The sequence below is a fragment of the Dechloromonas sp. ARDL1 genome (genome assembly GCF_051122455.1).
Lineage (GTDB): Bacteria > Pseudomonadota > Gammaproteobacteria > Burkholderiales > Rhodocyclaceae > Azonexus.
In genome coordinates this window covers 1,695,506-1,721,241 of the sequence record NZ_CP168939.1, presented here as the reverse complement: position 1 = coordinate 1,721,241, position 25,736 = coordinate 1,695,506, and the positions used below count along the sequence as shown (strand labels likewise).

Sequence of the window (25,736 nt, the reverse complement as noted above, 5' to 3'; positions counted from 1 at the left end):
AGTCCTTGCTTAGGCGGCGTCGGCGACGGCCTGGTAAGCAGCGGCGTCGAGCATCTTGTCGAGGTCGGCAACGTTGTCAGGCGTCATCTTGAATAGCCAGGCGGCGTAAGCGTCGGCATTAACCGATTCCGGCGCATCGGCGGCAGCCTGGTTCACTTCGGTGACGGTGCCGGCGATCGGGGCGTAGACGTCGGCGGCGGCCTTGACCGACTCGACAACGGCGATTTCCTTCTCGGCGTCGTAATGGGCGCCGACTTCCGGCAGCTCGACGAAGACGAGGTCGCCAAGGGCTTCCTGGGCGTGGTCGGTAATACCGACAGTGACGGTGCCGTCAGCGTTGAGCAGCATCCATTCGTGAGAGGCGGCGTACTTGAGGTTGGCGGGAACGTTCGACATGGTTTTCTCCTGAATGGATTGAATTAAATGACTGCTTTGCCGTTGCGGGCGAATACGGGTTTGGTGACCTTGGCCTTGAGCAGCTTGCCGCGAATGTCGACTTGTACTTCGTCGCCAATGGCGACGCCAAGCGGCAGACGGGCCAGCGCGATCGATTGCTGCAGGGTGGGCGAGAAGGAACCGGAGGTGATTTCGCCTTCGCCCTGGGCGGTGACGACCTTCTGATGGCCGCGCAGCACGCCCTTGTCGAGCAGGATCAGGCCGAGGAACTGGTTCTGCTGGCCGTTGGCGACCAGCGCGGCCTTGCCGACGAAATCGCGGTCGGTGTTCAACGAAACCGTCCAGGCCAGGCCGGCGTCGAGCGGCGACACGGTTTCGTCCATGTCCTGGCCGTAGAGGTTCATGCCGGCTTCGAGACGCAGCGTGTCGCGGGCACCCAGGCCGCACGGGGCGACGCCGGCATCCTTGAGCTTGTTCCACAGGCTTTCAGCCTCGCCGGCCGGCAGCATGATTTCGTAGCCGTCTTCGCCGGTGTAGCCGGTGCTGGCGATAAAATACTGATCGACTTGGGCGGCGAAGAAGGCTTTCAGGCCTTCGGTGGCGGCCTTGGCCTGCGGCAGCACCTGCCAAACCTTGGCGCGGGCGTTTGGACCTTGCACGGCGATGATGCCGAGGGCGTTGTCGCCATCGCGGCGCTGGGTGATGGTCACATCCATCTTCCATTCGGCGGCCTTGGCCTGCATCCAGGACAGATCCTTCTCGGCGGTGCCAGCGTTGACCACGATGCGGAAGCGGGTGTCGGTCAGGAAATAGATGATCAGGTCGTCGATGACGCCGCCAGCCTCGTTGAGCATGGCGGAGTAGAGCGCCTTGCCGGAAACGGTGAGCTTGGCGACGTCGTTGGCGACGAGGCGGGAGAGGAAGGGGCGGCAATCGGTGCCGACGACATCGACCGGACACATGTGCGACACGTCGAACATGCCGCAATCGTTGCGCACGGCGTGGTGTTCCTCGATCTGCGAGCCGTAGTTGACCGGCATGTCCCAGCCGCCGAAATCAACCATTCGGGCGTTGATCGCACGATGGGCTGCATTCAAAACCGTTTTCTTCAGCATATCAATCCTTTACAGACGTTTTGTGACGTCAGTTCTAGAAACGGAAAAGGGGTGAAACGTAAAACTCGCGTCTTGCGTTTCACCCCTCTGTCCTCGATACCTGAGAGATTTGCCCCATCGGTGGACGTTGTCTACGTCACTCTCCAGAGTTTTGCCGCTACTGCCAGCAGTCCCGCGGTCCTTTTGCCTGAGCGTTTTCGGGTGAAATTGCGCCTTCGGCGGCAGATCGAACTGCTCTCTCCCACGGAACGGGAGGCACTATAACGGGATGCGGCGGTCTGATCAACATGCTGCGCCGCACAAGGGAAGCCGGGTGGTGCCGCCTTCGTGATAAACTCTTCGTTTGCCTTCAAGCGCTTGCCTGTGACGCCCGCCAATTTCGATTTCCATTGCCATTCCATCGTTTCCGACGGTTTGCTGCCACCCGAGGTAGTTGCTCGACGTGCGGCTGCCAACGGCGTCGATCTGTGGGCGCTGACCGATCACGATGATATCGGCGGTTTGCCTCAGGCTAAGGCGACTGCCAGTGAAGTCGGCATGCGTTTCGTCAATGGGGTCGAAATTTCGATCGAGTGGCGTGGCACACCGATTCATATTGTCGGCCTTGGCTTTGATGAAGCCTATCCGGAATTGGTCAATGGCCTTAACGATCTCCGCCAGGGACGCGTCGAGCGCGCCCGGCGCATGGGCGATGCGCTGGCAGCTATAGGCATTCCCGGTGTCTATGAAGGCGCGCTGTGCTTCGTGACCAATCCGAGCCTGATTTCGCGTGCCCACTTTGCCCGTTATCTGGTGTCGATCGGTATAGCCCGCGATGTGCCGGGCGTATTTCAGCACTACCTGACGCCGGGAAAGCCCGGTTATGTCGATCATCAATGGGTGACGCTCGAAAATGCCGTCAATTGGATCAACAACGCCGGTGGTGTGGCCGTGGTTGCCCATCCGGGGCGCTACAAGATGTCCGGCGCCGAGATGCGCCGCTTCCTCGATGATTTCAAGGATGCCGGCGGGCGCGGCATCGAGGTGACCTGCGGCAGCCATTCGCCGGATCACGTCATGCATTTCGCCCGCCTGGCCCGTCACTACGAGTTCCACGCCTCGCGGGGCTCCGATTTCCACGGGCCTGAGGAAAGTTATGTCGATCTCGGCAAGCTGCCGCAGTTGCCTGAGGACTTGAAGCCGGTCTGGCGTCTGGTGGTCTGAGCATGGCACGCGTCGTCAATATCCATCCCGATTCGCCGCAGCAGCGCTTGCTGGTGCAGGCGGCCGAGTTCATCCGCAATGGCGCCATCGTCGCCTTGCCGACCGATTCCTGCTATGCCTTGGGTTGCCACCTTGGCGACAAGGAGGCGCTGGACCGTATCCGCATGATCCGCCAGATGGATGAGCGTCATCACTTGACCCTGATGGTGCGCGATCTGTCCGAAATCGCCACTTACGCCCGTGTCGACAACAGCCAGTACCGCCTGCTCAAGGCGGCGACGCCCGGTAGTTATACCTTTATCCTCGAAGGCAGCAAGGAGTTGCCGCGCCGGGTCATGCATCCGAAGCGCAAGACGATCGGGCTACGCATTCCCGATCATCCGGTCGCGCTGGCCCTGCTCGAGGAATTGGGTGAGCCGCTGCTGACCACGACGCTGCAATTGCCTGGTGACGAGGCTCCGCTGACCGAAGGTTGGGAAATCCAGGATCGCCTGGAAGACCAGCTCGAATTGGTCCTTGATGGCGGCCCTTGCGGCACCGAGCCGACCACCGTCGTCGACCTGACCGGCTCGGCACCCGAGCTGATCCGTGCCGGGCGCGGCTCACTCGCACCTTTCGGACTGGACTGAACGTATGCTGGAAAGCCTGATCCAGACCCTGGCTATCTCGGCACTGCCGGTGATCTTCGCGATCACGCTGCACGAGGCTGCGCACGGCTATGCCGCACGGCACTTCGGCGACCCGACCGCCTGGCAGATGGGGCGGATCAGCCTGAATCCGCTACGCCATATCGACCTCGTAGGCACCATCATCATTCCGATCGCCATCCTGCTGTTTTCGGGTGGCTCGTTCCTGTTCGGCTACGCCAAGCCAGTGCCGGTTGATTTCAGCCGGCTGCGGCATCCCAAGAAGGACATGTTCTGGGTGGCGGCCGCCGGCCCCGGTGCCAACCTGTTCATGGCCTTTTGCTGGGCGTTCATGCTCAAGTTGGCGTGGTTGATGCCTTCTTCGGAATTTACCTTGCCGCTGTCGGAAATGAGCAAGATCGGCATCATGGTCAATTGCGTCCTGATGGTCCTCAACCTCATGCCACTGCCGCCGCTCGACGGGGGGCGGATTGCGGTCAGCCTGCTGCCGCATTCGGTTGCCTGGAAGTTCGCCCAGCTCGAACGCTGGGGCTTCCCCATTTTGCTGCTCCTGCTGTTCACCGGTATTCTCGGTGCCGTCATGAATCCGCTGGTGATCACCTCGGCTCGGGTCATCGAACTCATCTTTGGTCTCTATTAATCGCTTATGTACGCTGAACGTGTTCTCTCCGGCATGCGCCCGACCGGCGCCCTGCATCTCGGCCACTATCACGGTGTTCTCAAGAACTGGGTCAAGCTCCAGCACGAATACCCCTGCCTGTTCTTCGTGGCCGACTGGCACGCCCTGACGACGCAATACGACAATCCGCAGGGGATCGAAAAATCGTCGATGGATATGGTCATCGACTGGCTGGCGGCCGGTGTCGATCCCAACCAGGCCACGCTGTTCATCCAGTCCAAGGTCCCGGAGCATGCCGAACTGCACCTGCTGATGTCGATGATGACGCCGCTCGGCTGGCTGGAGCGCGTGCCGACCTACAAGGACCAGCAGGAAAAGCTGGCTGGCAAGGATTTGACCACCTATGGCTTTCTTGGCTATCCGCTGTTGATGAGCGCCGACATCCTGATCTACCGTGCCGACAAGGTGCCGGTTGGCGAAGACCAGATTCCGCACGTCGAATTCACCCGCGAACTGGCCCGCCGCTTCAACCACATGTACGGCCGCGAGCCGGGTTTCGAGGACAAGGCGCGCGAGGCGGTCAAGAAGCTGGGCAGCAAGAAGGCGCGTCTGTACGAGGAGTTGCGCACCGGGTTCGTTCAGAACGGCGACAAGGAAGCGCTGGAGCAGGGCAAGGCGCTGCTCAACGAAATCCAGCACCTGTCGGCACTCGACCGCGAGCGCCTGTTTGGCTACCTCGAAGGTTCCGGCAAGATGATCCTGGTCGAGCCGGGCTACCTGTTGACGCCGGAATCGAAGATGCCGGGTCTCGACGGACAGAAGATGTCCAAGTCGTACCACAACACCATCACCATGCGTGAATCGGAAGAATCGGTGGCCAAGAAGGTCAAGAGCATGCCGACCGATACCAATCGTGTGCGTCGTACCGATCCGGGCGATCCGGCACGCTGCCCGGTGTGGCAGCTGCATCAGGTGTACTCCGATGACAGCACCAAGGAGTGGGTGCAACAGGGTTGCAAGACGGCCGGAATCGGCTGCATCGAGTGCAAGCAGCCGGTGATCGACGGTATCCTGAAAGAGCAGATTCCGATGCGCGAGCGCGCCCAGATGTATCTGGATGACCCGACGCTGGTCAAGAATATCATTGCCGACGGCTGCGAAAAGGCACGTGAACTGGCCCGCGAAACCATGCGCGACGTGCGTGAAGCGATGGGGCTGGAATACCACTGATGTTCGGCTATTCGTGGGAAGACCTGATCTGGATCGGGATTGGCTTTGGCGGCCAGGCTCTGTTCATGATGCGCTTTGTCGTTCAGTGGTGGTCGAGCGAAAAGGCGAAGCAGGTCGTCATCCCGGTTTCCTTCTGGTACTTCAGTATTTTTGGCGGTCTTGTCCTGACCGTCTATGCCATTCATCGCAGCGATCCGGTCTTCATCTTTGGTCAGGCCTTGAGTCTGGTCATCTATTTCCGCAACCTGCATCTCCACTACCGGGGGAAGGGCCGCACGGCGGCCTCCTGATATGACCGTAGCGGGCGACGTATTGGATACGCCGGAGATCGATCCGGCGGCGCAAACCGGGCTTTTCGAGCCGGTGGCGCGGATTTACGGACAGGCGATGGAGCAGATGCCGCTCGACCTGTACATCCCGCCCGATGCTTTGGCGATCATGCTCGACGCCTTCGAGGGGCCGCTCGACCTGTTGCTGTACATGATTCGTCGCGCCAATATCGACATCCTCGACATTCCGATGGCGCCGCTGACCCGGCAGTACCTCGACTACGTCGAGGCCATGCGGGCACAGAATCTGGAGTTGGCCGCCGATTATCTGGTGATGGCGGCACTGCTCATCGAGATCAAGTCACGCATGCTGTTGCCGAGGCCCAAGGCGGCCGAAGGTGATGAGACGGAAGATCCGCGTGCCGAACTCGTACGCCGGCTGATGGAATACGAGCAGATGAAACTCGCCGGCCAAAAGCTGAACGAGATGCCGCAGGCTGAGCGGGAGTTCTTTTGGGTCGAGACGCTGGTTGAAAAATCGCTGCTGGTCCGTCATCCCGAGGTCTCGGTCGACGACCTCAAGGAAGCCTGGATGGCCATCGTACGGCAGGCGGGATTGAAGAAGCACCACAAGATCGGTCGCGAGGAATTGTCGGTACGCGAGCACATGGGCATCATTTTGCGTACCCTGCAGGAAAAGGGTGGTTTCGTGCAATTTGAAACCCTGTTCGATCCGGAGATGGGGCCGCCGGGGCTGGTTGTGCATTTTCTGGCCATGCTCGAGTTGGGGCGGGAAAAAATGATCCGTATCACGCAAACAGAAGCGTTTGCCCCGATCTATATCAATCTCAGTTCGGGGGAACCGGAAGCAGTCATGGAGGAGGGCGATGGAGCCGAGCCAGGTCAAGCGGGTGCTTGAGGCCGCCTTGCTCGCGGCGCGCGAGCCGATGTCGCCGCACGATATGAGGCGTATGTTCGACGAGGAGCTGTCGACGGACATGCTGCGCAAGCTGCTCGACGAACTGCGCGAGGAATGGGGCGAGCGGCCGGTCGAATTGATTCAGCTCGCATCCGGCTGGCGTTTCAGGACACGGGCCGAATACCTTCCCTATATCGAGCGCCTCAATCCGGAGCGTCCGCCCAAGTATTCGCGGGCGGTGCTGGAAACCTTGGCCATCATCGCCTATCGTCAACCGGTGACGCGGGGCGACATTGAGGAGATTCGCGGTGTGGCCGTCAACGCCAACGTGATCAAAACACTGGAAGAGCGCGGCTGGATCGATGTCGTTGGCCATCGTGAAACGCCAGGTCGGCCGGCTCTGTTTGCCACGACCAAGCAATTTCTCGATGATCTCGGTCTTAGAAGTGTCAGCGAACTGCCGCCACTTGAACAAATCAGCCAGACACTGGAGCTGGAATAATGAAAAACAAACGCACACCATTCTGTCAATCTTCGGACCAGCCCCTGGACGCACCCCAGCGCAGTCCGCGCGAGGCGGGGCATCGTTCCGATGCGCCTGCGCGCGGTCGCGGCGCACAGCGTGAGCAGCCGCCAGGCGATGTGGGGGCCGCGAAACCCGCGCCGCGCCGCAAACCGGCGCCCAACATGGGCGGTCGGGCGCACCGGGGTAGTATTGCCCGCGACGGTCGGCCGCTGGCCGAAGCCAAGCCAGTTCGCCTGCAGAAGGTGCTGGCTGAGGCCGGTGTCGGTTCGCGACGCGAAATGGAAGAATGGATTGCGGCCGGCAAGGTCAGCGTTAATGGCGTTGTGGCAACCATCGGGCAGTCCGTGGTGCCGACCGACAAGGTCAAGGTCGGCGGCCGTCTGATCAATATTCGTTTTACCGGTAGTTCGCGGCCGCCGCGCGTCCTGATGTACCACAAACCGGAGGGTGAGATCGTGTCGCGCGACGACCCGGATGGCCGTCCATCGGTGTTCGCTGCGCTACCGCGTATGCGCGGCGGGCGCTGGATCAACGTCGGTCGCCTCGACTTCAACACTTCCGGCTTGTTGCTGTTTACAACCTCGGGCGAACTGGCCAACAAACTGATGCACCCGAGTTCCGAGCTGGTTCGCGAGTATGCCGTGCGTGTTCTCGGCGAGCTGACCATGGAGGCGCAGAAGCAGTTGCTCGCCGGGGTCGAGTTGGAGGATGGTCCGGCCAGCTTCGCCAGTCTGGTCGATGCCGGTGGGGAGGGCGCGAACAAATGGTACCGCGTGTCGTTGTTCGAAGGGCGTAATCGCGAGGTGCGACGCATGTTCGAAGCGGTCGGCTGTACCGTTAGCCGTCTGATCCGCGTGCGCTACGGCCCGTTCATTCTGCCGCCGCAACTGAAACGCGGCCGCTCGCATGAGTTGACCGAGGACGAGGTCAAGATGTTGCTGCGCGGACTGGGAAAGACCGCCCAGGTGCCGAAAAAGGAGCCGGAAACTACCTAAACTGATTTACCGGGGGGAATAAATTCGTTATAATTCACGGGTTTGTTTCTCCCGTCGTTTTCGGCGGGCATCTTTGTTTTTCAAGGTGGGCGTTTCGCCCATTTTTTATTTGTGGCCATGGATTTAAACACGCTGCTGGAAACGACCGTTGTCGGTCTGGGTTATGAACTCGTCGATGTCGAGCTGTCGCCGCGCGGCCGCACGATTCGTGTCTTCATCGATGCCCCGAACAAGGAGAGTGGCGTCGATGTCGAGGATTGCGCCAAGGTGTCCAATCAATTGACACGGGTTTTTGAGGTCGAAAACATCGACTTCGACCGCCTCGAAATCTCCTCGCCGGGCATGGATCGCGTGGTCAAGAAGGCTGCTGATTTCGAGCGTTTCGCCGGGCAGGATATCCAGGTCAAGCTGCGTATTCCGCACAATGGTCGCCGCAATTTCCAGGGCGAATTGCTGGGTCACAAGGATGGCAAGGTTGGCTTGCGCCTTGAAAAAGATGAAGTGGAACTGGAATTTACCAATATCGAGAAGGCACGTCTGGTGCCCCGATTCGACTGAAGGACTAGGAGGTTTTAGCCCATGAGCCGTGAAATGTTGCTGCTGGTCGATGCACTGGCCCGCGAGAAGAACGTCGCCAAGGAAATCGTGTTCGGTGCCCTTGAGCTGGCGCTGGCTTCCGCGACGAAAAAGCGTATCCACGACGAGGCCGAAGTGCGCGTCTCGATCGACCGCAATACCGGTAACTATGACTCCTTCCGTCGCTGGCAAGTCGTCGCCGACAGCGAGTATGTCAACGAATATCTGCAAGTTCCGCTGTCCGAGGCCCAGAAGGGGGATCCGGATGTCGAGGCAGGCGATTTTCTTGAGGAGCCGCTTGAGCCTATCGACTTCGGTCGTATCGGCGCCCAGGCCGCCAAGCAGGTCATCCTGCAGAAGATTCGCGACGCCGAGCGCGAACAGATTCTTTCCGACTTCCTGAGTCGCGGCGAGCACATCGTTTCCGGCACTATCAAGCGCATGGAGCGCGGTAATGCCATCATCGAGGCGGGCAAGATCGAAGCCCTGCTGCCCCGCGACCAGATGATTCCCAAGGAAAATCTGCGTATCGGCGATCGCGTCAAGGCTTATCTGCTGCGTATCGACCGCAACGCACGCGGTCCGCAGATCATACTGTCGCGTACCGCCCCCGAGTTCGTCATCAAGCTGTTCGAACTGGAAGTGCCGGAAATTTCCGACGGTCTGATGGAATTGAAGGCCTGTGCCCGCGATCCAGGTCTGCGTGCCAAGATCGCCGTCAAGTCCAACGACCCGCGTGTCGACCCGATCGGCACCTGTGTTGGCCTGCGCGGTTCGCGTGTTACCGCCGTGCGCAACGAAATCGGCGGCGAGAACATCGATATCGTGCTGTGGTCTGCCGATCCGGCCCAGTTCGTCATCGGCGCGTTGTCGCCGGCTGAGGTTTCCTCCATCGTGGTCGATGAGGAAAAGCACGCCATGGACGTGGTGGTCGACGAGGATAATCTCGCCATCGCCATCGGTCGCAGTGGCCAGAACGTTCGCCTGGCTTCCGAGCTGACGCAATGGACCATCAACTTGATGACCCAGGATGAGTCGGCGAAGAAGTCCGAGGCCGAGCATGCCGTGACCCGCGTTACCTTCATGGAAAAGCTGGATATTGACGAGGAACTCGCCGACCTGCTGATCGAAGAGGGGTTCTCGACGCTGGAAGAGGTGGCTTACGTGCCGCTGGCCGAAATGCTGGAAATCGACGGTCTGGACGAGGATATTGTCAACGAGCTGCGCAACCGCGCCCGTAACGTCCTTCTGACCGAGGCGATCGCCACCGAAGAAAAACTGGAGAACGTCTCCGAAGACCTGATCGGTCTTGAAGGGATGACCAAGGAATTGGCCGCCAAATTGGCCGAACATGACGTCAAGACCCGTGATGACCTCGCGGAGCTGGCGGTTGATGAACTGACGGAAATGACCGGCATCGACGACGAGCGTGCCAAGGAACTCATTCTGAAGGCACGGGCTCACTGGTTCGAGTGAGCGGGAGGTAGCAAAGTATGTCCGCAACAATCGTTTCACAATTTGCCGTTGAACTCAAAATGCCGGTCGCGGTCCTGCTCGAGCAATTGAGCAAGGCTGGCGTCAGCAAGAGCGGTTCCAACGATACGCTGACCGATCAGGATAAGGCGAAGCTTCTGGATTACCTGCGTCGTTCGCACGGTGACGAGTCGCAAACCAAGATTACCCTGACCCGCAAGCAAACCTCGGAGATCAAGGCGACCGATTCGCATGGTCGTGCCCGTACTGTTCAGGTCGAAGTCCGCAAGAAGCGTGTTTTGGTTAAGCGGGATATTGGCGAGCACGTTCCCGGTGCAGAGCATGAGGTGCAGCATCTGCCTGTCGAGCCAGAGGCGCCGGAGGTTGAGGTTGCTCCTGAGCCCGTTGTCGAAGTGGTGCCCGAGCCCATCGTTGAGATCGTGCCCGAGCCGGAAATCATTCCCGAGCCGGTGCCGGTGGTTGAAGAAGTGCCAGAGCCAGTGGTCGAGCAGCCGGCCGCGCCAGTGTTGGATCGCGCGGCGATTATCGGCGAGAAGGAATTGAAGGCGCGCCAGGAGGCAGCCGCTCGCTCCAGTCGTCTGCGTGAAATCCAGGAGCGCGAACTGCGTGAAAAGCAGGCACGCGAGGTTCAGTTGGCGCAGATGCGGCAACAGGCCGAAGTGGCTGCCGCTGCGGCCAAGGCGGCCGAGCTGGCCAAGCAGCAGGCTGCTGCCCAGGCCAAGGCCGGCGAAGGCGAAAAGGGTACCTTGCACAAGAAGCCGGAAACCGGTGCCAAGAAAGGCGACAAGGGTGGCCGTGCAGCCGACGATGGCAAGAAGAAAGGCGGTATCAAGACGCGTGGTTCCGATGGTGCCGGCGGTTGGAAGGATAATCGTCACGGCCACAAGAAATCGCACAAGTCCGATGATGGTCAGGGCAGCTTCCAGGCTCCGACCGAACCGATTACCCGTGAAGTTCATATTCCCGAAACCATCTCCGTGTCCGATCTGGCCCACAAGATGGCCGTGAAGGCGACCGAAGTCATCAAGGCGATGATGAAGATGGGTTCGATGGTCACCATCAATCAGGTTCTGGACCAGGAAACGGCCATGATCGTGGTTGAGGAAATGGGCCACAAGGCGGTTGCCGCCAAACTGGACGATCCGGATGCCTTCCTCGAGGAAAACGCCGAACACAAGGACATTCCGCTCGAGCCGCGCGCGCCGGTGGTTACCGTTATGGGCCACGTCGACCACGGCAAGACCTCGCTACTCGACTACATCCGTCGTGCCAAGGTGGCCGCAGGCGAAGCTGGTGGCATTACGCAGCACATCGGTGCCTACCACGTCGAAACCGAGCGCGGCATGATCACCTTCCTCGACACCCCGGGTCACGAGGCCTTTACGGCCATGCGTGCCCGCGGTGCCAAGGCGACCGACATCGTCATTCTGGTCGTTGCGGCCGACGACGGTGTGATGCCGCAGACCAAGGAGGCCATCCATCATGCCAAGGCAGCGGGCGTGCCCCTGGTCGTTGCGGTTAACAAGATCGACAAGCCGGACTCCAACCCGGATCGTGTCAAGCAGGAATTGGTTGCCGAAGGCGTCATTCCGGAAGAATATGGCGGCGATTCGCCGTTCTGCCCGGTGTCGGCCAAGAAGGGTACCGGCATCGATGAACTGCTCGAACAGGTGCTGCTGCAGGCCGAGGTGCTCGAACTGACGGCGCAGAAGGATGCGCCGGCCAAGGGGTTGATCATCGAAGCACGCCTCGACAAGGGCCGTGGTGCCGTAGCGACCATGCTGGTTCAGTCCGGTACCTTGAAGCGTGGCGACATCGTGCTGGCTGGTCAGGTCTTCGGCCGTGTGCGTGCCATGCTCGACGAGAACGGCAAGCCGATCAACGAAGCAGGCCCGTCCATTCCGGTTGAAATCCTTGGCTTGTCCGACGTCCCGGCAGCGGGCGAAGAGGCTATCGTGCTGACCGACGAAAAGAAGGCGCGTGAAATCGCGCTCTTCCGCCAGGGCAAGTTCCGCGACGTCAAGCTGGCCAAGCAGCAAGCCGCCAAGCTGGAGAATATGTTCCAGCAAATGGAAGAGGGCGAGATCAAGACCTTGCCGCTTATCGTCAAGGCCGACGTTCAGGGTTCTCAGGAGGCATTGGTTCAGACCCTGTCCAAGCTGTCCAACGAGGAAGTGCGCGTCAATGTCATCCACGGTGGTGTCGGCGCGATCAGCGAATCCGACGTCAACCTGGCGCAGGCTTCCGGTGCCGTCATCATCGGCTTCAATATCCGCGCCGATGCGGGGTCCCGCAAGCTGGCCGAGAACTTCGGCGTCGATATCCGTTACTACAACGTGATCTACGACGCGGTCGACGAAGTCAAGGCTGCGCTGTCCGGCATGCTGTCGCCCGAGAAGCGCGAACAGATCACCGGCATGGTCGAAATCCGCCAGGTCTTCCACGTTTCCAAGGTCGGTGCCATTGCCGGCTGTTACGTGCTGGAGGGTATCGTCAAGCGCAATTCCCGCGTCCGTCTGTTGCGCAACAACGTCGTCCATTGGGATGGTGAACTCGACTCGCTCAAGCGCTTCAAGGACGACGTCAAGGAGGTTCGCTCCAACTTCGAATGCGGTCTGTCGCTGCGCGGCAACAACGACATTCAGGAAGGCGATCAGCTGGAAGTCTATGAAATCCAGGAAGTGGCGCGCTCGCTGTAATGAAGAAGCAAGCACGAGGATTTCAACGTAGTGATCGGGTCGCGGAGCAAGTGCGCCGCGACCTGGCCGATCTGATCCGCACCGAACTGAAGGACCCGCGTGTCGGCATGATCAGCCTGACCGATGTCGAGCTGACGCCGGACTATGCGCATGCCAAGGTATTTTTTACCACGCTCAATGCTGACCATCTCGACGAAATCGAACGTGGCCTGAAGCGGGCCTCGGGTTTCCTGCGCCGTGAATTGGGGCGTCGTATCCATATTCATACGCTGCCGGAACTGCATTTTGTTTACGACAATTCGTTGGAGCGCGGTTCCAGTTTGTCGCAACTGATCGATCAGGCCAACGCCTTGTCCGATCAGACACCTGAAGAATAAGTTTCCCATGCAGCCCAAGGTCAAGAAAACCTGGAAACAGGTTGATGGCGTGCTTTTGCTCGACAAACCGCAGGGGATGACGTCGAACGATGCGCTGCAAAAGGCGCGTCGTCTTTTTTCGGCAGCCAAGGGAGGACATACCGGCACCCTTGACCCGATGGCAACGGGTTTGCTGCCACTGTGTTTTGGCGAGGCGACCAAGTTTTCCGCCGATCTGCTCGATGCCGACAAGACTTACGAGGCGGTGCTCAAGCTTGGCGTCACCACCGACTCCGGTGATGCCGAAGGGCGGGTTGTCGCGACGGCGCCGGTCGAGGTCACGCGGGCGCGGGTGCTAGAGGTCTTGCCAAGGTTTTCCGGTGACATTCAGCAGGTTCCGCCCATGCATTCGGCGCTCAAGCGCGACGGTCGGCCGCTTTATGAACTGGCGCGCAAGGGAATCGAAGTTGAGCGGGAGCCGCGCGCGGTAAGCATTCATGCCATCGAGTGCCTTGCATTCGAGGGGGATAGCGTCACCCTGCGAGTTTCCTGCAGTAAAGGCACCTATATCCGCGTTCTGGCCGCCGATATCGGCCAGGCGCTGGGTTGCGGGGCGCATCTGATTGCCTTGCGGCGCACGAGGGTGGGCGACCTGGATCTCAATGGCGCCCTGACCTTGACGGCGCTTGATGCGATAGACGAGCCTGATCGGGTGCTTCACCTGTCGCCGGTCGATGCTTTGCTGCAATCCTTGTACAGGGTCGATCTGGCAGAGGCCGAAGCCCAGCGTTTCAGCCACGGCAATCCGGTTCCCTTGCCGGCAGGGCTGGCCGGCAAAGTTCGCGTGTATACCGAACAACGCTTGATTGGCGTCGGCGAGCCGGGGCTCGGCGGATTGTTATGGCCTAAAAGGCTGGTGCAATTGGCTGGCTAGCCTGCTATAATCGTGTGCTTTCCGTCTCGGACGGATTTTCCAACTGGCGCTTGCTCTATCAAACTGGGGCTGCGTCGCAACAATGAAAGAGAGTTTGAAATGGCAATGACCACTGCAAACAAGGCGTCCATCGTCGCCGACTTCGCCCAGTCCAAGGGTGATACTGGCTCCCCGGAAGTTCAGGTTGCCCTGCTGACCGCTCGTATCAACGATCTGCAGCCGCACTTCAAGGAACACACCAAGGATCACCACTCCCGCCGTGGCCTGCTGCGTCTGGTTTCCCAGCGCCGCAAACTGCTGGACTACCTGAAGGGCAAGGACGTTGAGCGTTACCGCACCCTGATTACCAAGCTCGGTCTGCGTAAGTAAGGCACGACCGAAGCAAAGAAAGGGCGGCCCGGAGATTTCCCGGCCGCTTTTTTGCTTTTTGTTCCACCGTTGTTCTTTTGTTGTGTCGTAAGTTATTGTTATTGTTGTCTAATGTGATGAGAGTGAAAGGAAGTTATGTTTAATGTCGTGAAAAAGACTTTCGCCTATGGCGACCATCAGGTCACCATCGAGACTGGCGAAATTGCCCGCCAAGCTGGCGGCGCTGTCCTCGTTTCCATGGAAGAAACCGTGGTTCTGGTTTCCGTTGTGGCTGCCAAAAGTGCCAAGCCGGGCCAGGATTTCTTCCCGCTGACCGTCGACTATCAGGAAAAAGTTTATGCTGCCGGCCGTATTCCCGGTGGCTTCTTCAAGCGTGAAGGCCGTCCTTCCGAGAAGGAAACGCTGACCTCCCGCCTGATCGACCGTCCGATCCGCCCACTCTTCCCGGACGGTTTCTACAATGAAGTTCAGGTTGTTGCCACCGTGATGTCGCTGAATCCGGAAGTCGATTCGGATATTCCGGCTCTGATCGGTGCCTCTGCGGCCCTGGCCATCTCTGGCGTGCCCTTCAATGGCCCGATTGGTGCGGCTCGCGTCGGCTACATCAACGGTCAATACGTGCTGTGTCCGACCTTGAGTCAGCTCAAGGACAGCCAGCTCGACCTCGTCGTGGCCGGTACCGAAGCTGCCGTGCTGATGGTCGAATCTGAAGCCGACCAATTGTCTGAAGAAGTCATGCTGGGCGCCGTCGTTTTCGGCCATACCGAAATGCAGAAGGCGATCAACGCCATCAACGAACTGGTTGAGGAAGCCGGCAAGCCGGAATGGGATTGGCAAGCTCCGGCCAAGGATGAAGCCCTGCTCGCTCGCCTGAAGGAAGTTTGCGGCGCCAAACTGGAAGAGGCCTATAACATCACCGTCAAGCAGACGCGCAGCCAAGCCGTCAAGGAAATCCGTGCCGAAGCCGTGGCTGCCCTGTGTACCGGTGAGGAGGGTGCGCCTGACGAAAACACCGTCGGCAACCTGTTCTTCGAACTCGAAGCCGGTATTGTCCGTGGTCGCATCCTGTCGGGCGCTCCGCGTATCGACGGCCGTGATACCCGTACCGTGCGCCCGATTGTGATGCGTTCCGGTGTTCTGCCGCGCACCCACGGTTCTGCACTGTTTACCCGCGGCGAAACCCAGGCCTTGGCCGTCGCCACGCTGGGCACCAACCGCGACGAACAGATTATCGATGCGCTGGCCGGCGAATACCGTGATCGCTTCATGCTGCACTACAACATGCCGCCGTACGCTACGGGCGAATGTGGCCGTGTCGGTACCCCGAAGCGCCGCGAAATTGGTCACGGCCGTCTGGCCAAGCGTGCGCTGCTCGCCGTGCTGCCGAAGCCGGAAGATTTCTCCTACTCGATGCGTGTCGTGTCCGAGATCACCGAATCCAATGGCTCCTCGTCGATGGCCTCCGTTTGCGGCGGCTGCCTGGCGCTGCTCGACGCCGGTGTGCCGCTCAAGGCCCACGTGGCAGGTATCGCCATGGGTCTGATCAAGGAAGGCAATCGCTTCGCCGTGCTGACCGACATCCTGGGTGACGAAGATCACCTCGGCGACATGGACTTCAAGGTTGCCGGTACTACCGGTGGTGTTACTGCACTGCAGATGGACATCAAGATCCAGGGTATCACCAAGGAAATCATGCAGGTCGCACTGGCCCAGGCCAAGGACGCCCGTCTGCACATCCTCGGCCTGATGCAGGAGTCGGCTGCTGGTCCGCGTCAGGAAATGTCCGCTTACGCCCCGCGCCTCTATACCTTCAAGATCAATCCGGAGAAGATTCGCGACGTGATCGGCAAGGGCGGCGCCGTGATCCGTGCGCTGACCGAAGAAACCGGTACCACGATCGATATCCAGGACGACGGTACGATCACCATCGCCGCAACCAGCGGCGAAGCGGCGGCGGCTGCCCGTTCGCGCATCGACGCCATCACGGCGGAAGTCGAGATCGGCAAGATTTACGAAGGCACCGTGCTGAAGATCCTCGACTTCGGTGCCATCGTTCAGGTGCTGCCGGGCAAGGATGGTCTGCTGCACATCTCCCAGATCGCCCAGGAGCGCGTCAACAAGGTCGAAGACTACGTTAAGGAAGGCCAGGTTGTCCGCGTCAAGGTTCTCGAAACCGATGACCGTGGCCGCGTCAAGCTGTCGATGAAAGCTGCCGCAGCGGAAGAGGGTGCGCCTGTCGCTCCGCAGGCTGCAGCCACCGAGGTCGCTGCTCAGCAACAGCAACAACAGCAGCAGTAACGACGGGGCGTTGCTCCGAAAGCGCACAAAAGGCACCGCAAGGTGCCTTTTGTTTTTGGCGGCTCGATGATTCGAACTGCCATCTTGGGGGGGGCAAATTGCCTTATTTGGCCATCTGCTTTTCCTTGAGTTCGTCCAGTGTCTTGCAGTCGATACACAGGGTCGCGGTCGGACGAGCTTCTAGGCGCTTGATGCCGATCTCGACGCCGCACTTGTCACAGAAACCGTAGTCACCGCTTTCGATGCGGCCCAAGGTCTCGTCGATCTTCTTGATTAGCTTGCGCTCGCGGTCTCGGTTGCGCAATTCAATGGCCATGTCGGTTTCTTGGCTGGCACGATCATTGGGATCGGCAAAGACCGTGGCTTCGTCCTGCATGGTGTGTACCGTGCGGTCGATATCTTCGCTCAGTTCCTTCTTGAGGGTTTCGAGAATCTTGCGGAAATGAGCCAGTTGCTTGTTGCTCATGTAATCCTCGCCCGCCTTGGGCTGGTAAGGAGTGAAGTGCTTGTGGAGCAGGTCTTCTGCCATATTCTTGTGCCTTGTGCGCCTGATGACGAAAAAACGATTAAATATCATGAAGCCTGCTGTGAGGCAAGATATGTTTGTTGTACAAAGATAGTTCCTTGATCTGGCGTGTGTTTCCGGGTGGTGGTAGAATGCGCTCTCTCGTGTCGGGGCGTAGCGCAGTCTGGTAGCGCATCTGCTTTGGGAGCAGAGGGTCGTGAGTTCGAATCCCACCGCCCCGACCAATTCCTCTTTGTATCACCCTCAAGTGCCCGTAGCTCAACTGGATAGAGCAGCTGCCTTCTAAGCAGCAGGTCGGGGGTTCGAGTCCCTCCGGGCACACCACAAAACATAGATAGAATAAAGGCTTTTGGCGGTAGTGCTTACTAACCATTGCGGCTAAAAATGCAACATCCGGGACAGTGAGTGTCCCCGTTTTGTCCCCGTTGTTCCCGTTTGTTCCTTGCTTATCTGTCTCCGTTTCGTCCCGGCCGTGGGGATGGATTGGGATTCATCCACCTTGTGCGGGTACAAAGGAGGTTGCATGGGATGCTACGGGATGCTAAATTAGCCCTAGCTGGTCAGGTTTTAAGCGCGCAAGTGCAAGACGAGCATAGGCAAATCCCTCGCCGGTTGGCGCCGGCAGTCTGAGGTAGGGTTCCGGCGATAGCGCCGGCCACCACGCAAATGGGCGTGGCTCAGCTCCTTCGGAGCTGATGATGTCTTTTTCTTCCGTTTTTCCCGGTCGCGTGGCCGTGTCGCCGGCTGAGGCCGGCAAAGCTGTTTTTGGCTGGTCGCCAAAAACGACTGCAAACCGCCTTCAAGAAGGTAAATTTCCCTTGCCGGTGGTCACCCTTGGCGGTAAGCGTGTTTGCCGTCTGGAGGACTTGGAAATGCTCTTGGCGGGGAAGCCCGCAGGGCCTGTATCCCCAGCTGCAGTTGCCCCAGTCGTCACGCGCGGTCGTGGTCGTCCGCGCAAGATGGCGAGGGAGAGCTGAGCCATGACCAAAAATCACAGGTTTAAGGGATACCCATCAGAGTGCCTGGCCGCGATACGGCGCAATCTTGGCTTTGCGATCGACCTCGCATGGGCGTCAGGTTACGAACTCGAAAGCGTCCAATCCGAAATTGTGGCGGCAGTTTGCGCTGGAGAGGATCCGCGCAAGGCTGTCCCTGCAGTACTCGGCGTTCGGCGGTTGCCGAACGGCCAATGGCTATCTGCTGATCTGCACGTTATCGCCCGGTTTAACGCCCTAGTGGAGGGGGACATTACGGATATGCCGACGCCGAAACAGCGCCGTTCAGCATTAGTGGCGGGTCTATCGGTTGACCAGGGTATTGGGCTGCGCGCAGCCCAAAAACGGGTCAAGAAGATGATGGAGCGGGCGGGGCAAGGTGATCTGTTTGCCGGCGGGGAGGGCTGATCGTGGGGAGAGAGAGCAGGATCCAGCATCCCCCAGGCGAGCTTTTTGTCACGGGCCACCGATGGGTGGCAAGACAGGAGGGCTTGGCGGTGGCTCTGGTTTTGGGAGCCATTGACTTTCTTGATCGGGTGCGGGAGCGCAGCGGCGAGCCGGTGGCCAGCAGATCGCGGCTCTTGGCTGATCTGGAGGGGTTCGTCGGCAGAGATGCGGTCGACAAAGCGCTGAAGCGCTTGGTCGAGTTGGGTTGGGTAGCGCGGCATGACCGTACAGAGCTCGGGCGTGCCAATCTGATTCGAACTGCCGAATTTTCGTTGGTCGCCAGTGCAGTTCGGCCCGGCGTCCGGAATTCAGGACGTCGGGTTTCCGAGATCCCGGACGGAAATCCGGACGGGGCTCCGGACGACCATCCGGACACCGTATACAAGAAGAATATAAAAAAAGAAGAGAAGGCCTGCAGGGTCGCCGGCGAGCTATTCCTAGCCAACGTGCGGAAACGGAGCCAGGTCAAAAATGCGACAACCTAACCTCGTTCCCGTCTCCGCCGAGTTGAGTTGCGGGGCATCCGCCCCGCCTTCTTCTGCAGAACGGAGGCGTTTCCGCATCGCATGCCGGATGTTGAGGCAGTCGGGGCGCTTGGACAATGAACCGCCCCAACGCAAGAGGTCTGAATCAGCCGTCGATTTTTTGTGTCGTTGGGGGGTGGCAAGTTCCCCAGCCGTAGCGGCCGAGATGCTCATCCTGGGCGCCGGCCTGCAGTCGCTCCTGGATGAGCTTTGCAGGCTACCCGAAAGTGAACTTCCCCTTTGATTAACAGCAAGCCGGACGGCTCGAAGCTAACCCCGGAGGGGGGATTTGCCCTCTTGAAACGCACGCGAAGTTTGAGAAGCTGGTTATCCACACAACCACGGAGTCTCTTGATGGACGATTTTTCTCAGTATCCCATTTTGTTTGTTGTCGCAATCATCATTGGCTGGCTGGCCTCGGTTACTTTTTTTAAAGCCTGGCACCAACAGGAAAATGAAAGCGCTGCCATTCTTGCGGAGTGGGGTGGGTGGCGAGCCCTACTTGCTGGTTTTGGCATCGACATTAGTTATGCCGCGGCGCTGGCTATGTCGCTGCCTTACCCTCCGCTATTTTTGACATTAGTTGGCTATCTGGGCATTGGGTTATGGATGACTAGGCATTGGCGCTTTAAGTCAAAGGGGGCATGGCTGTTGCGCATGGCGCTTGCACTGCTGTGGCCACTGCACCGTGGCCGTCGCAAGTAGTTCGTTTTCTAGCCAGTTATGGATGTCACCCCAATCAAAAGAGGCATCCATGAGCACCAAATTTCCTTCAACGCTGCCCCGATCGAGGGGCTGTTCAACTCCACCAGCTAGCGAGGCTGTTGTTGCTATCACGGTGGAGGCGAGCTTCGCCCAGGATCAAGCGCTGCGCCTGACCTATCGTCTCGACGATGGGCATCTCTGCACCGTCGATCTGCTTCCAACTGGGCCAGTGCCACGCCCTGGTCAGCCCATCCTGCTGTTTATCACAAGCACCAATGAGCCTGTTCGATGCTCAACGCTCCCTTGGAGCGAGAAATGACCAGACTAAATATCCAAGAGTCGCTCAACGCGATGGCACAGCAGGCAACGCACGGCGACGGCAATTCGTATGATGTTTTTCAGCAGCGTTTTTCAAGCCTGATCGATTGCGCCTGGCCGGATCGTCACCCAAGCCGACTGGTAGTGCTCGAATTGGCAAGGCCAATGGGCTATCTGACGCCGGCCGAACTTGAGCGCGAGAAGGAAGAGACGGCAGAGATGGGTTACTGCTCGCACGGCATCGAACCACATTGCTGCCCTTGCGGTTGCGGCGATCGCGGTCCTTGGAGCGAATGATGAAAAACTTCGATATCTTCAAAATCTGGCTGGCCACCATCACCGTGTGGCTGCCATTGGCCTGGCTGCTGGCAGCTGGGCTCCTCGCTGAACAGCAGATATCTCATCTCGCCAACTGGCTTCTGAGCCGTGGTGACAACGAACTGGGTGAAACGCTGGCCTTGGCCGGGCAATGGCTCCCGGCGGCAATGGCCAAAGCTTGGCTGTTTTCCTGGCTGCTGGCCACGGTGGCTGCGGTTGGCCTTGGTCTTTTGCTCGAGCATGGCGCGCGGCGCCGTGGATCCTCAAAGAAGGTACCTAAATGAACCATGCAAAATTGCTTTCTCTGGGTTATGGCGTCGTCGCGGTCGGTGGGGTTTGGGCAGGTCTGCACTTGGTCAGCTTAAATCCCTTTTTGAAGGCCTGGCTGCTGGCTGGGTTTGTAGTGGTCACATGCCGTTTAGTGTTTGCGAAAGTTACCGGGCGCGCTACCGGCGGCGCCGTGATTGACATCCAGGAATTGGCAAAAAATCTCCAGCGCTACCAGGCAGGATATGACCCAACGCCACTGATCAAGAAAACGCCGGCAGACCAAGTATTCCTCGGTCTGCGCCATGACCGCGGCAGCAGGCCGGTCGCAGTCCGTGTGCCGGCGAGCACGATACGGAAGAACCATATTCAACTCCTGGGCGTCAGCGGAACCGGCAAATCCTCCCTTGCTGGCCTATTGCTTGGCCAAATGAATGCCCGGGGGGATGCCGTGGTTGTGTTTGATCCGAAAGACGACAGGAACCTCCCGCATGTGCTGGCCAGCTTCACTAGGCGGATGTATGTCATTGATCTGCGCCCTGATGCTCCGCCCCAACTCAATCCCCTGGTAGGGGCTTCTCAAAGCGAGGTGGAGGAAATGCTCAATGCAGCGCTGCAACTGGATCCAAGCGGCGATGCAGCGGTCGACTTCCACCGCGGCGAGGATCGTGACGCCTCGCTGGCAGCTTCTCGGCTTGGGGCTGCAAGCCTGCCCGAGTTGGCAGGTGCCTGCGCCGCGCGTGAAGATATCACCGAGCGCAAAAACTTCTGGCGTGAGCTTCGTCAACTGGCCGAACTCCCTGCCTTTGCAACGCGAGAGGGGTTGGATCTGGCCCAGGTAATTGCGGATGGCGCAGTCATTTACGTCATTGGCAGTTGCGACAACATGCGTGTCATCACTGCGCAGAAGCTGTTGCTGCAGCGTGTGCTGCAGCTGGTGAAGAAGCGGAGTGTTGAGGAGGCTGACCGCAGGCCTGTGATGCTCATGCTCGATGAGCTCAAGTACTTGCTCAGTAACAGCGCGCTCCGCGCTGCTGGCACGGTCCGCGATAGAAATTGCCATTTGCTTGTCGCTCATCAATCCTTGCAGGACCTCGAGGATTGCGGCGGCTTGAATCCGCGCGCAGTCGTAGGCGCGATCCACGGCAACACCGCTATCAAAATCGTGTACCGGGTGCTCGACACCCGGACAGCAAAGGAATTGTCCGACGGCAGCGGGCAGCAACGCGTGTGGGCGGAATCGACAGACAAAGCCGTAACCGACGGCGTGGAGGGCGGCGGTTACCGTGAGTCCGGCCGGGCTCACATTCCCGTCGAGATGTTGACTTCTCTACCCAAGCCGGAAGCTGACCAGGCCGCCGTCGGCGTTGTTTTCGGCCTGCCGCCGGCCTTCATTCTCTCCACCCGCTGGATGAAACCGTTGCGCAAGGCTCCGCCGCCTGTTGCTGCGTCGGCGTTGCCGGAATCTGTTCAAACTACCGAGGAGCTGATATGACGCTACTTGCCCCGGCAGAGCGCGCGGAGCGCGCTGCTGCGAAGCGTATGGCGGTGCTCCGCTTCATGCGAACGAATGTTTATACCGCGCCTGAGGTATTGATGGCGCTGCTTGCCACCTCTGCGCGGCAAGTCATCCAGCGGCTCATGCTGTCCATGCAGCGCGAAGACCTCATCAGATCCGAACAGGTTGTGATGCCGTCCGGCCGCCAACTGACGCTCTACGGTATCACCCAGCGCGGACAAATGCTCGCTGCAGATATTCAAGCTGGCGAAGCGATCAGCGACAAGGTGTTTGAGCCAGGTCGTGTTGCCTATTCGGTGTTGCAGCACACCCTCGATATCCAACTGTTGCAGATCCAAGCCGAGCGCGCCGGATGGCGCGATTGGCAACTGGGTGACCGGCTTGAGAAATGGACGGCGGGGCAGGGGCGTCCGGACGTGATTGCAACACACCCGAGCGGCGCGAGGTGGGCGCTTGAGTGCGAGAGAACGATTAAAACCAAAAAGCGCTATGCCGCTATCTTGTCTGATCGCCTGCAAGCAATCCGACGCGGCGACGTCGCGCGCATAGTCTGGCTGACGCCGACTGCCGACGAAGCAATCCGTCTCGCGTACCTGATCAAAAGCATCCCGAGCGTTGTTGCCGGTGGGCAGACCGCCGTCATTGACCCGGCGCGGCACCATGTAAACATTGATTTTCACGCTTACGACGCACTTCCAAACCTCTGAAAAGGAAAACGCAATGGCAATCCTCAAACCCAAAGACCACACGAAAACCCGTACGATGAGCTTCCGTTTGCCCGCCGATTTGCTGTCAGAAGTCGACGCGATCAAGGCACAAGCCGGCGCCGTCGGGCTGGCCTTTGATGTCAGCGATGTTGTACACAAAGCGCTGACATCGGCAGTGCGGCAGGCGCGCCAGGAGCTCGGCAACACTGTAAGCGGGCAGGTTGAGAACTCACCCGCTCCGCAGCCCAGTGCATTGCCGTGACCTCCTGCCGGCCTCTCGGTGCATGCCCTCGGTTTCCTGCTCCTTTGAGCAGAGCACCGAGAGGCGGCACCGAGGCTGCGCACCGATCGTGCGCAGGCCAGCCAGCAGCGCTGGCCGGCATCCTCCGACCAGGCCTGTCAGCACTGTTCTGCGCGCTTGGCCTGGCCGGCCAACTTGCGGCGCCAGGGCGGGGCGGATGCCCCCGTCCGTTCCGGCCGGCTCCCCCCTTCGCATCATAAGCGCTTAGGCGCTTCTGCTGCTGCGCCTCCGGTCGGATACCGCCCGGATTGACCCGCTACGCGGGCGGCTGGACGCCGGCCTTTGGCTCAATCCGTTCTGGCCTGGCTGGACGCCAGTCCTATCCACCTCCGTTACGCCCGCCTTTGGCGGGGGGCTGTGCCCCCGTCCGCAAGCGGACGGCTCCCCCGGCCCGGCGCGCCTCGCAGCGCGCGCCCCCCGGGTTTCCGGCTGCGCCCGGAACCTAGGGGCGGTCGTCCCGCCAGCCGCTTTGCGGCTATCGGTCCAACCTCGGCAGCCTTCGCTGCCGCCCTGGTTCTCGGTCTTGGTCCTGCTGCCGCAGGACGGCTTCGCGACGCTCAGCAATCGCATAGCGATTGCTTCACTGCTCGCCCCTGAAACCCGGGGGGCGCGCGCCGCTCCGCGTCTTCGCCGGGCGGGGGCAAGCCCCCCCAACCGACTGCCGGGCCGTGGGCGGCCCTCTGAGCGCTTGGGCGCTCAGCGTCGGTTGGCTCCCCCCGCCTTGTGGCAATCCGGCTGGGGCCGGATGCGCCACAAGGTGGCTGCGGCTGGACGCCTTGCCCCCGGCCGCGAGCGGCCGGCTCCCCCTTCGCCGCTCCGACGCTTCGCTGAGCGGGGGCCGTGCCCCCACTGCGCCTGCGGCTGGTGGCTCCCCCCTATGCCCTGGGCTGCACCCAAGGGGGCTGCGGCTGGACGCCTTGCCTCGGCCGCTGGCCGGCTCCCCCTTCGCCACTCCGACGCTTCGCTGAGCGGGGGCCGTGCCCCCACTGCGCCTGCGGCTGGTGGCTCCCCCTATGCCCTGGGCTACGCCCAAGGGGGCTGCGGCTGGACGCCTTGCCCCCGGCCGCTGGCCGGCTCCCTTTGGCGCCGCTCCGCGGCGCTTGGCGGGCAGTGGGCAGCCGGAAAAACCTCTGTTTCTTCGTCGTTGTGGCAATGCCGGTTCGTTTACCAGCCAGTTATAGAGCGAGTCATAAATGAAAGGAGTAGTTATGCAGCACTATCCATTTACCGGCGACCAGGTCGACGCATTCAAGAGCCAAGTTTTAGCTCACGTTCTTACGGTCGAGGATGACCGTTGGTGCTCGTTTCGTCACCATCATGCGCTGATGGCAGATCGCTGGGTTGGCCCGGATGGCGCGAACCCAGACGCCAGTCGAGAGGAATTGGTTGCGCAGGCAATGATGAGTTGCAACGTCCCTTCTCGGGCGGTAATCGCCGTTCGAGGTGGCTGGCAGTTAGTTGGGGAGATTGAGCAACAGCCAATCAAGTTCAACCCTGGCGCCGGACTCTATGTGTGGTCGATCTCACCCGATGCTGGCCATACGTTGCAAGTGTGGCTCTCTTACCCGGCTATGCCGAAGGGCTGGTGAAAAATGCTCGACTTGTCCACCGCCTGGGCAGCGGCTTGCTCTATTGAGGGAGCCCGCCGGCAGCCCTGGCCGTGGATAAGTGTTTCGCTCCATTTGTGATGGGAGGTGTTATGCGTGGATTGGAAATCCGATTGAAATTTGCGAGAGGAAAGCTCGCGGCGTCAATTTTCGGTGAGGAATTTGCGGATGAGGTCTGGGAAGCCTTGGCCGAAGCTAGAGCGCTGGGTGACTACGACTATCAAGAAGGCCGGGGTTTCTCGGATAGTCCGCGCCTGTTCAAGGATGAGCCGGTACTTCTTGGTGCTTGGCGTGATGGGTGGGGGGGATGGAGTGTCCGCTGACTTTCTCACCTGGCTTGTCCGCAAGACGGATTTTGTAGAGCTGTGCCCCGAACCTTTCCCAATATATCGGGGAAGGTTTCCCGATTGCATTGCATCTCTAGGTTCAGATTCTGGCGATGTCCCGATTCTTTCCTGATATGTCGGGGAAGATTGGCGCGTCGGCTGGCGCCGAACGGCTCTGCCAGGGTAGCCGAGTCAAGCTCGTCTATCTCCCAGCAAGCTGGGAGACAAGCCCTTCTGATCCTCGCGCTTGCGCCCTCCTGGCGCTCATAGGGGCAAGCCCCTTCCGGCCGCTAGCGGCCGGCATCGTGACGGCCAGCAGGCTGGCCTCTTTGGTTGCCGGAGACGCGTTGCAGTGGGCGTCTTCCTTTCCTGTGTTCCGTCTTCCCGTGCATGCAGGCCCCATGAACGCCGATGTGTAACACAGGGGCCGCGTCAGGCAAGGGCCGGCGCCTGAAGGCGCCTAAATCCGCCGGTTTTCATAACAGCCGGCCGCGAGCGGCCAACTGTTACAAAACTTCCGGTCGGATTTTC

General features: G+C 60.0%; 28 protein-coding genes, 2 tRNA genes and 2 riboswitches. Of the genes, 27 read left to right on the top strand and 3 right to left on the bottom strand.

Features of this window, described 5'->3' with window-relative positions; all coding sequences use genetic code 11:
* Nucleotides 1-9: 9 nt before the first annotated feature.
* Both gcvH and gcvT read right to left on the bottom strand, forming a co-directional pair.
* Nucleotides 10-396, bottom strand: a complete 387-nt coding sequence (gene gcvH / locus AB6Q56_RS08525; RefSeq protein ID WP_434516629.1) for a glycine cleavage system protein GcvH — start codon at nucleotides 394-396, stop codon at nucleotides 10-12.
* A gap of 23 nt (nucleotides 397-419) precedes the next feature.
* Nucleotides 420-1,511, bottom strand: a complete 1,092-nt coding sequence (gene gcvT / locus AB6Q56_RS08520) for a glycine cleavage system aminomethyltransferase GcvT (protein ID WP_434516628.1) — start codon at nucleotides 1,509-1,511, stop codon at nucleotides 420-422.
* Nucleotides 1,512-1,588: 77 nt separating this feature from the next.
* Nucleotides 1,589-1,668, bottom strand: a riboswitch (glycine riboswitch).
* Between the two features lie 8 nt (nucleotides 1,669-1,676).
* A riboswitch (glycine riboswitch) is annotated at nucleotides 1,677-1,765 on the bottom strand.
* Nucleotides 1,766-1,838: 73 nt separating this feature from the next.
* Here gcvT and AB6Q56_RS08515 point away from each other — a divergent pair.
* The 15 genes from AB6Q56_RS08515 to pnp all read left to right on the top strand — a co-directional run bounded on the left by AB6Q56_RS08515 (nucleotide 1,839) and on the right by pnp (nucleotide 16,645).
* Entirely contained in the window at nucleotides 1,839-2,714 is an 876-nt protein-coding gene (locus AB6Q56_RS08515; protein ID WP_434516627.1) for a 3',5'-nucleoside bisphosphate phosphatase, read from the top strand.
* Nucleotides 2,715-2,716: 2 nt separating this feature from the next.
* Nucleotides 2,717-3,343 carry an L-threonylcarbamoyladenylate synthase gene (locus tag AB6Q56_RS08510; protein ID WP_434516626.1) on the top strand — a complete coding sequence of 209 codons (627 nt, stop codon included), beginning with the start codon at nucleotides 2,717-2,719 and terminating at the stop codon, nucleotides 3,341-3,343.
* A 7-nt stretch (nucleotides 3,344-3,350) separates the two neighbouring features.
* Nucleotides 3,351-4,001 carry a site-2 protease family protein gene (locus AB6Q56_RS08505; RefSeq protein ID WP_434517144.1) on the top strand — a complete coding sequence of 217 codons (651 nt, stop codon included), beginning with the start codon at nucleotides 3,351-3,353 and terminating at the stop codon, nucleotides 3,999-4,001.
* A 6-nt stretch (nucleotides 4,002-4,007) separates the two neighbouring features.
* On the top strand, nucleotides 4,008-5,210 hold the full coding sequence (locus tag AB6Q56_RS08500) for a tryptophan--tRNA ligase (protein ID WP_434516625.1): 1,203 nt from the start codon (nucleotides 4,008-4,010) through the stop codon (nucleotides 5,208-5,210).
* On the top strand, nucleotides 5,210-5,500 hold the full coding sequence (locus tag AB6Q56_RS08495) for a lipid-A-disaccharide synthase N-terminal domain-containing protein (protein ID WP_434516624.1): 291 nt from the start codon (nucleotides 5,210-5,212) through the stop codon (nucleotides 5,498-5,500). Before AB6Q56_RS08500 ends, AB6Q56_RS08495 begins: the two co-directional genes overlap by 1 nt.
* A gap of 1 nt (nucleotide 5,501) precedes the next feature.
* A complete protein-coding gene (locus tag AB6Q56_RS08490; RefSeq protein ID WP_434516623.1) occupies nucleotides 5,502-6,398 on the top strand; it encodes a segregation and condensation protein A in 897 nt (298 codons plus the stop codon).
* Nucleotides 6,367-6,900 carry an SMC-Scp complex subunit ScpB gene (scpB, locus tag AB6Q56_RS08485; RefSeq protein WP_434516622.1) on the top strand — a complete coding sequence of 178 codons (534 nt, stop codon included), beginning with the start codon at nucleotides 6,367-6,369 and terminating at the stop codon, nucleotides 6,898-6,900. The genes AB6Q56_RS08490 and scpB overlap by 32 nt, the downstream gene beginning before the upstream one ends.
* Nucleotides 6,900-7,919 carry a 23S rRNA pseudouridine(2605) synthase RluB gene (gene rluB, locus AB6Q56_RS08480; RefSeq protein WP_434516621.1) on the top strand — a complete coding sequence of 340 codons (1,020 nt, stop codon included), beginning with the start codon at nucleotides 6,900-6,902 and terminating at the stop codon, nucleotides 7,917-7,919. The genes scpB and rluB overlap by 1 nt, the downstream gene beginning before the upstream one ends.
* 117 nt (nucleotides 7,920-8,036) lie before the next feature.
* Complete coding sequence (gene rimP, locus AB6Q56_RS08475) at nucleotides 8,037-8,477, top strand: ribosome maturation factor RimP (protein WP_434516620.1); 441 nt, start codon at nucleotides 8,037-8,039, stop codon at nucleotides 8,475-8,477.
* Between the two features lie 21 nt (nucleotides 8,478-8,498).
* Nucleotides 8,499-9,971, top strand: coding sequence for a transcription termination factor NusA (gene nusA / locus AB6Q56_RS08470; protein ID WP_434516619.1), 1,473 nt, complete (start codon nucleotides 8,499-8,501; stop codon nucleotides 9,969-9,971).
* A gap of 17 nt (nucleotides 9,972-9,988) precedes the next feature.
* A complete protein-coding gene (infB, locus tag AB6Q56_RS08465) occupies nucleotides 9,989-12,688 on the top strand; it encodes a translation initiation factor IF-2 (protein WP_434516618.1) in 2,700 nt (899 codons plus the stop codon).
* Nucleotides 12,688-13,065: a 30S ribosome-binding factor RbfA gene (rbfA, locus tag AB6Q56_RS08460; protein WP_434516617.1), complete on the top strand. Its 378-nt coding sequence runs from the start codon at nucleotides 12,688-12,690 to the stop codon at nucleotides 13,063-13,065. The genes infB and rbfA overlap by 1 nt, the downstream gene beginning before the upstream one ends.
* Nucleotides 13,066-13,072: 7 nt before the next feature.
* The gene (gene truB, locus AB6Q56_RS08455; RefSeq protein ID WP_434516616.1) at nucleotides 13,073-13,978 is read left to right on the top strand and encodes a tRNA pseudouridine(55) synthase TruB; all 906 of its coding nucleotides are present in this window, start codon (nucleotides 13,073-13,075) and stop codon (nucleotides 13,976-13,978) included.
* 99 nt (nucleotides 13,979-14,077) lie between these two features.
* Nucleotides 14,078-14,347 carry a 30S ribosomal protein S15 gene (rpsO, locus tag AB6Q56_RS08450; RefSeq protein ID WP_434516615.1) on the top strand — a complete coding sequence of 90 codons (270 nt, stop codon included), beginning with the start codon at nucleotides 14,078-14,080 and terminating at the stop codon, nucleotides 14,345-14,347.
* Nucleotides 14,348-14,482: 135 nt separating this feature from the next.
* Nucleotides 14,483-16,645, top strand: a complete 2,163-nt coding sequence (pnp, locus tag AB6Q56_RS08445; RefSeq protein WP_434516614.1) for a polyribonucleotide nucleotidyltransferase — start codon at nucleotides 14,483-14,485, stop codon at nucleotides 16,643-16,645.
* 103 nt (nucleotides 16,646-16,748) lie between these two features.
* On the opposite strand, the gene dksA is transcribed toward pnp, so the two are convergent.
* Nucleotides 16,749-17,174, bottom strand: a complete 426-nt coding sequence (gene dksA, locus AB6Q56_RS08440) for an RNA polymerase-binding protein DksA (protein ID WP_150429228.1) — start codon at nucleotides 17,172-17,174, stop codon at nucleotides 16,749-16,751.
* A gap of 144 nt (nucleotides 17,175-17,318) precedes the next feature.
* Between dksA and AB6Q56_RS08435 the strand changes: the two genes are divergently transcribed.
* The 12 genes from AB6Q56_RS08435 (at nucleotide 17,319) to AB6Q56_RS08380 (ending at nucleotide 25,202) form a co-directional block, all read left to right on the top strand.
* Nucleotides 17,319-17,395: transfer RNA gene (locus AB6Q56_RS08435), tRNA-Pro, on the top strand.
* Between the two features lie 23 nt (nucleotides 17,396-17,418).
* Nucleotides 17,419-17,495: transfer RNA gene (locus AB6Q56_RS08430), tRNA-Arg, on the top strand.
* Between the two features lie 656 nt (nucleotides 17,496-18,151).
* Complete coding sequence (locus AB6Q56_RS08425) at nucleotides 18,152-18,574, top strand: hypothetical protein (protein WP_434516613.1); 423 nt, start codon at nucleotides 18,152-18,154, stop codon at nucleotides 18,572-18,574.
* An 89-nt stretch (nucleotides 18,575-18,663) separates the two neighbouring features.
* Nucleotides 18,664-19,098, top strand: a complete 435-nt coding sequence (locus AB6Q56_RS08420; RefSeq protein WP_434516612.1) for a hypothetical protein — start codon at nucleotides 18,664-18,666, stop codon at nucleotides 19,096-19,098.
* A 393-nt stretch (nucleotides 19,099-19,491) separates the two neighbouring features.
* The gene (locus AB6Q56_RS08415; protein WP_434516611.1) at nucleotides 19,492-19,842 is read left to right on the top strand and encodes a hypothetical protein; all 351 of its coding nucleotides are present in this window, start codon (nucleotides 19,492-19,494) and stop codon (nucleotides 19,840-19,842) included.
* A 288-nt stretch (nucleotides 19,843-20,130) separates the two neighbouring features.
* Nucleotides 20,131-20,457 (top strand): hypothetical protein, encoded by a 327-nt coding sequence (locus AB6Q56_RS08410; protein WP_434516610.1) that lies wholly within the window; start codon nucleotides 20,131-20,133, stop codon nucleotides 20,455-20,457.
* Entirely contained in the window at nucleotides 20,454-20,762 is a 309-nt protein-coding gene (locus AB6Q56_RS08405) for a hypothetical protein (RefSeq protein WP_434516609.1), read from the top strand. The genes AB6Q56_RS08410 and AB6Q56_RS08405 overlap by 4 nt, the downstream gene beginning before the upstream one ends.
* Nucleotides 20,759-22,240 (top strand): type IV secretory system conjugative DNA transfer family protein, encoded by a 1,482-nt coding sequence (locus tag AB6Q56_RS08400; RefSeq protein ID WP_434516608.1) that lies wholly within the window; start codon nucleotides 20,759-20,761, stop codon nucleotides 22,238-22,240. The genes AB6Q56_RS08405 and AB6Q56_RS08400 overlap by 4 nt, the downstream gene beginning before the upstream one ends.
* Nucleotides 22,237-22,971 carry a hypothetical protein gene (locus AB6Q56_RS08395; RefSeq protein ID WP_434516607.1) on the top strand — a complete coding sequence of 245 codons (735 nt, stop codon included), beginning with the start codon at nucleotides 22,237-22,239 and terminating at the stop codon, nucleotides 22,969-22,971. The genes AB6Q56_RS08400 and AB6Q56_RS08395 overlap by 4 nt, the downstream gene beginning before the upstream one ends.
* Before the next feature lie 13 nt (nucleotides 22,972-22,984).
* The gene (locus AB6Q56_RS08390; RefSeq protein ID WP_434516606.1) at nucleotides 22,985-23,233 is read left to right on the top strand and encodes a hypothetical protein; all 249 of its coding nucleotides are present in this window, start codon (nucleotides 22,985-22,987) and stop codon (nucleotides 23,231-23,233) included.
* A gap of 1,232 nt (nucleotides 23,234-24,465) precedes the next feature.
* On the top strand, nucleotides 24,466-24,861 hold the full coding sequence (locus tag AB6Q56_RS08385; protein ID WP_434516605.1) for a hypothetical protein: 396 nt from the start codon (nucleotides 24,466-24,468) through the stop codon (nucleotides 24,859-24,861).
* A gap of 110 nt (nucleotides 24,862-24,971) precedes the next feature.
* Nucleotides 24,972-25,202, top strand: coding sequence for a hypothetical protein (locus AB6Q56_RS08380; RefSeq protein ID WP_434516604.1), 231 nt, complete (start codon nucleotides 24,972-24,974; stop codon nucleotides 25,200-25,202).
* The last annotated feature ends 534 nt before the right edge of the window (nucleotides 25,203-25,736 follow it).

Coding starts and splice junctions, on each gene's coding strand:
- gcvH (WP_434516629.1), bottom strand. CDS start 396: ATGTCGAACGTTCCCGCCAACCTCAAGTACGCCGCCTCTCACGAATGG.
- gcvT (WP_434516628.1), bottom strand. CDS start 1,511: ATGCTGAAGAAAACGGTTTTGAATGCAGCCCATCGTGCGATCAACGCC.
- AB6Q56_RS08510 (WP_434516626.1), top strand. CDS start 2,717: ATGGCACGCGTCGTCAATATCCATCCCGATTCGCCGCAGCAGCGCTTG.
- AB6Q56_RS08500 (WP_434516625.1), top strand. CDS start 4,008: ATGTACGCTGAACGTGTTCTCTCCGGCATGCGCCCGACCGGCGCCCTG.
- AB6Q56_RS08495 (WP_434516624.1), top strand. CDS start 5,210: ATGTTCGGCTATTCGTGGGAAGACCTGATCTGGATCGGGATTGGCTTT.
- AB6Q56_RS08490 (WP_434516623.1), top strand. CDS start 5,502: ATGACCGTAGCGGGCGACGTATTGGATACGCCGGAGATCGATCCGGCG.
- scpB (WP_434516622.1), top strand. CDS start 6,367: ATGGAGCCGAGCCAGGTCAAGCGGGTGCTTGAGGCCGCCTTGCTCGCG.
- rluB (WP_434516621.1), top strand. CDS start 6,900: ATGAAAAACAAACGCACACCATTCTGTCAATCTTCGGACCAGCCCCTG.
- rimP (WP_434516620.1), top strand. CDS start 8,037: ATGGATTTAAACACGCTGCTGGAAACGACCGTTGTCGGTCTGGGTTAT.
- nusA (WP_434516619.1), top strand. CDS start 8,499: ATGAGCCGTGAAATGTTGCTGCTGGTCGATGCACTGGCCCGCGAGAAG.
- infB (WP_434516618.1), top strand. CDS start 9,989: ATGTCCGCAACAATCGTTTCACAATTTGCCGTTGAACTCAAAATGCCG.
- rbfA (WP_434516617.1), top strand. CDS start 12,688: ATGAAGAAGCAAGCACGAGGATTTCAACGTAGTGATCGGGTCGCGGAG.
- truB (WP_434516616.1), top strand. CDS start 13,073: ATGCAGCCCAAGGTCAAGAAAACCTGGAAACAGGTTGATGGCGTGCTT.
- rpsO (WP_434516615.1), top strand. CDS start 14,078: ATGGCAATGACCACTGCAAACAAGGCGTCCATCGTCGCCGACTTCGCC.
- pnp (WP_434516614.1), top strand. CDS start 14,483: ATGTTTAATGTCGTGAAAAAGACTTTCGCCTATGGCGACCATCAGGTC.
- dksA (WP_150429228.1), bottom strand. CDS start 17,174: ATGGCAGAAGACCTGCTCCACAAGCACTTCACTCCTTACCAGCCCAAG.
- AB6Q56_RS08425 (WP_434516613.1), top strand. CDS start 18,152: ATGACCAAAAATCACAGGTTTAAGGGATACCCATCAGAGTGCCTGGCC.
- AB6Q56_RS08415 (WP_434516611.1), top strand. CDS start 19,492: ATGGACGATTTTTCTCAGTATCCCATTTTGTTTGTTGTCGCAATCATC.
- AB6Q56_RS08410 (WP_434516610.1), top strand. CDS start 20,131: ATGCTCAACGCTCCCTTGGAGCGAGAAATGACCAGACTAAATATCCAA.
- AB6Q56_RS08405 (WP_434516609.1), top strand. CDS start 20,454: ATGATGAAAAACTTCGATATCTTCAAAATCTGGCTGGCCACCATCACC.
- AB6Q56_RS08400 (WP_434516608.1), top strand. CDS start 20,759: ATGAACCATGCAAAATTGCTTTCTCTGGGTTATGGCGTCGTCGCGGTC.
- AB6Q56_RS08395 (WP_434516607.1), top strand. CDS start 22,237: ATGACGCTACTTGCCCCGGCAGAGCGCGCGGAGCGCGCTGCTGCGAAG.
- AB6Q56_RS08390 (WP_434516606.1), top strand. CDS start 22,985: ATGGCAATCCTCAAACCCAAAGACCACACGAAAACCCGTACGATGAGC.
- AB6Q56_RS08385 (WP_434516605.1), top strand. CDS start 24,466: ATGAAAGGAGTAGTTATGCAGCACTATCCATTTACCGGCGACCAGGTC.
- AB6Q56_RS08380 (WP_434516604.1), top strand. CDS start 24,972: ATGCGTGGATTGGAAATCCGATTGAAATTTGCGAGAGGAAAGCTCGCG.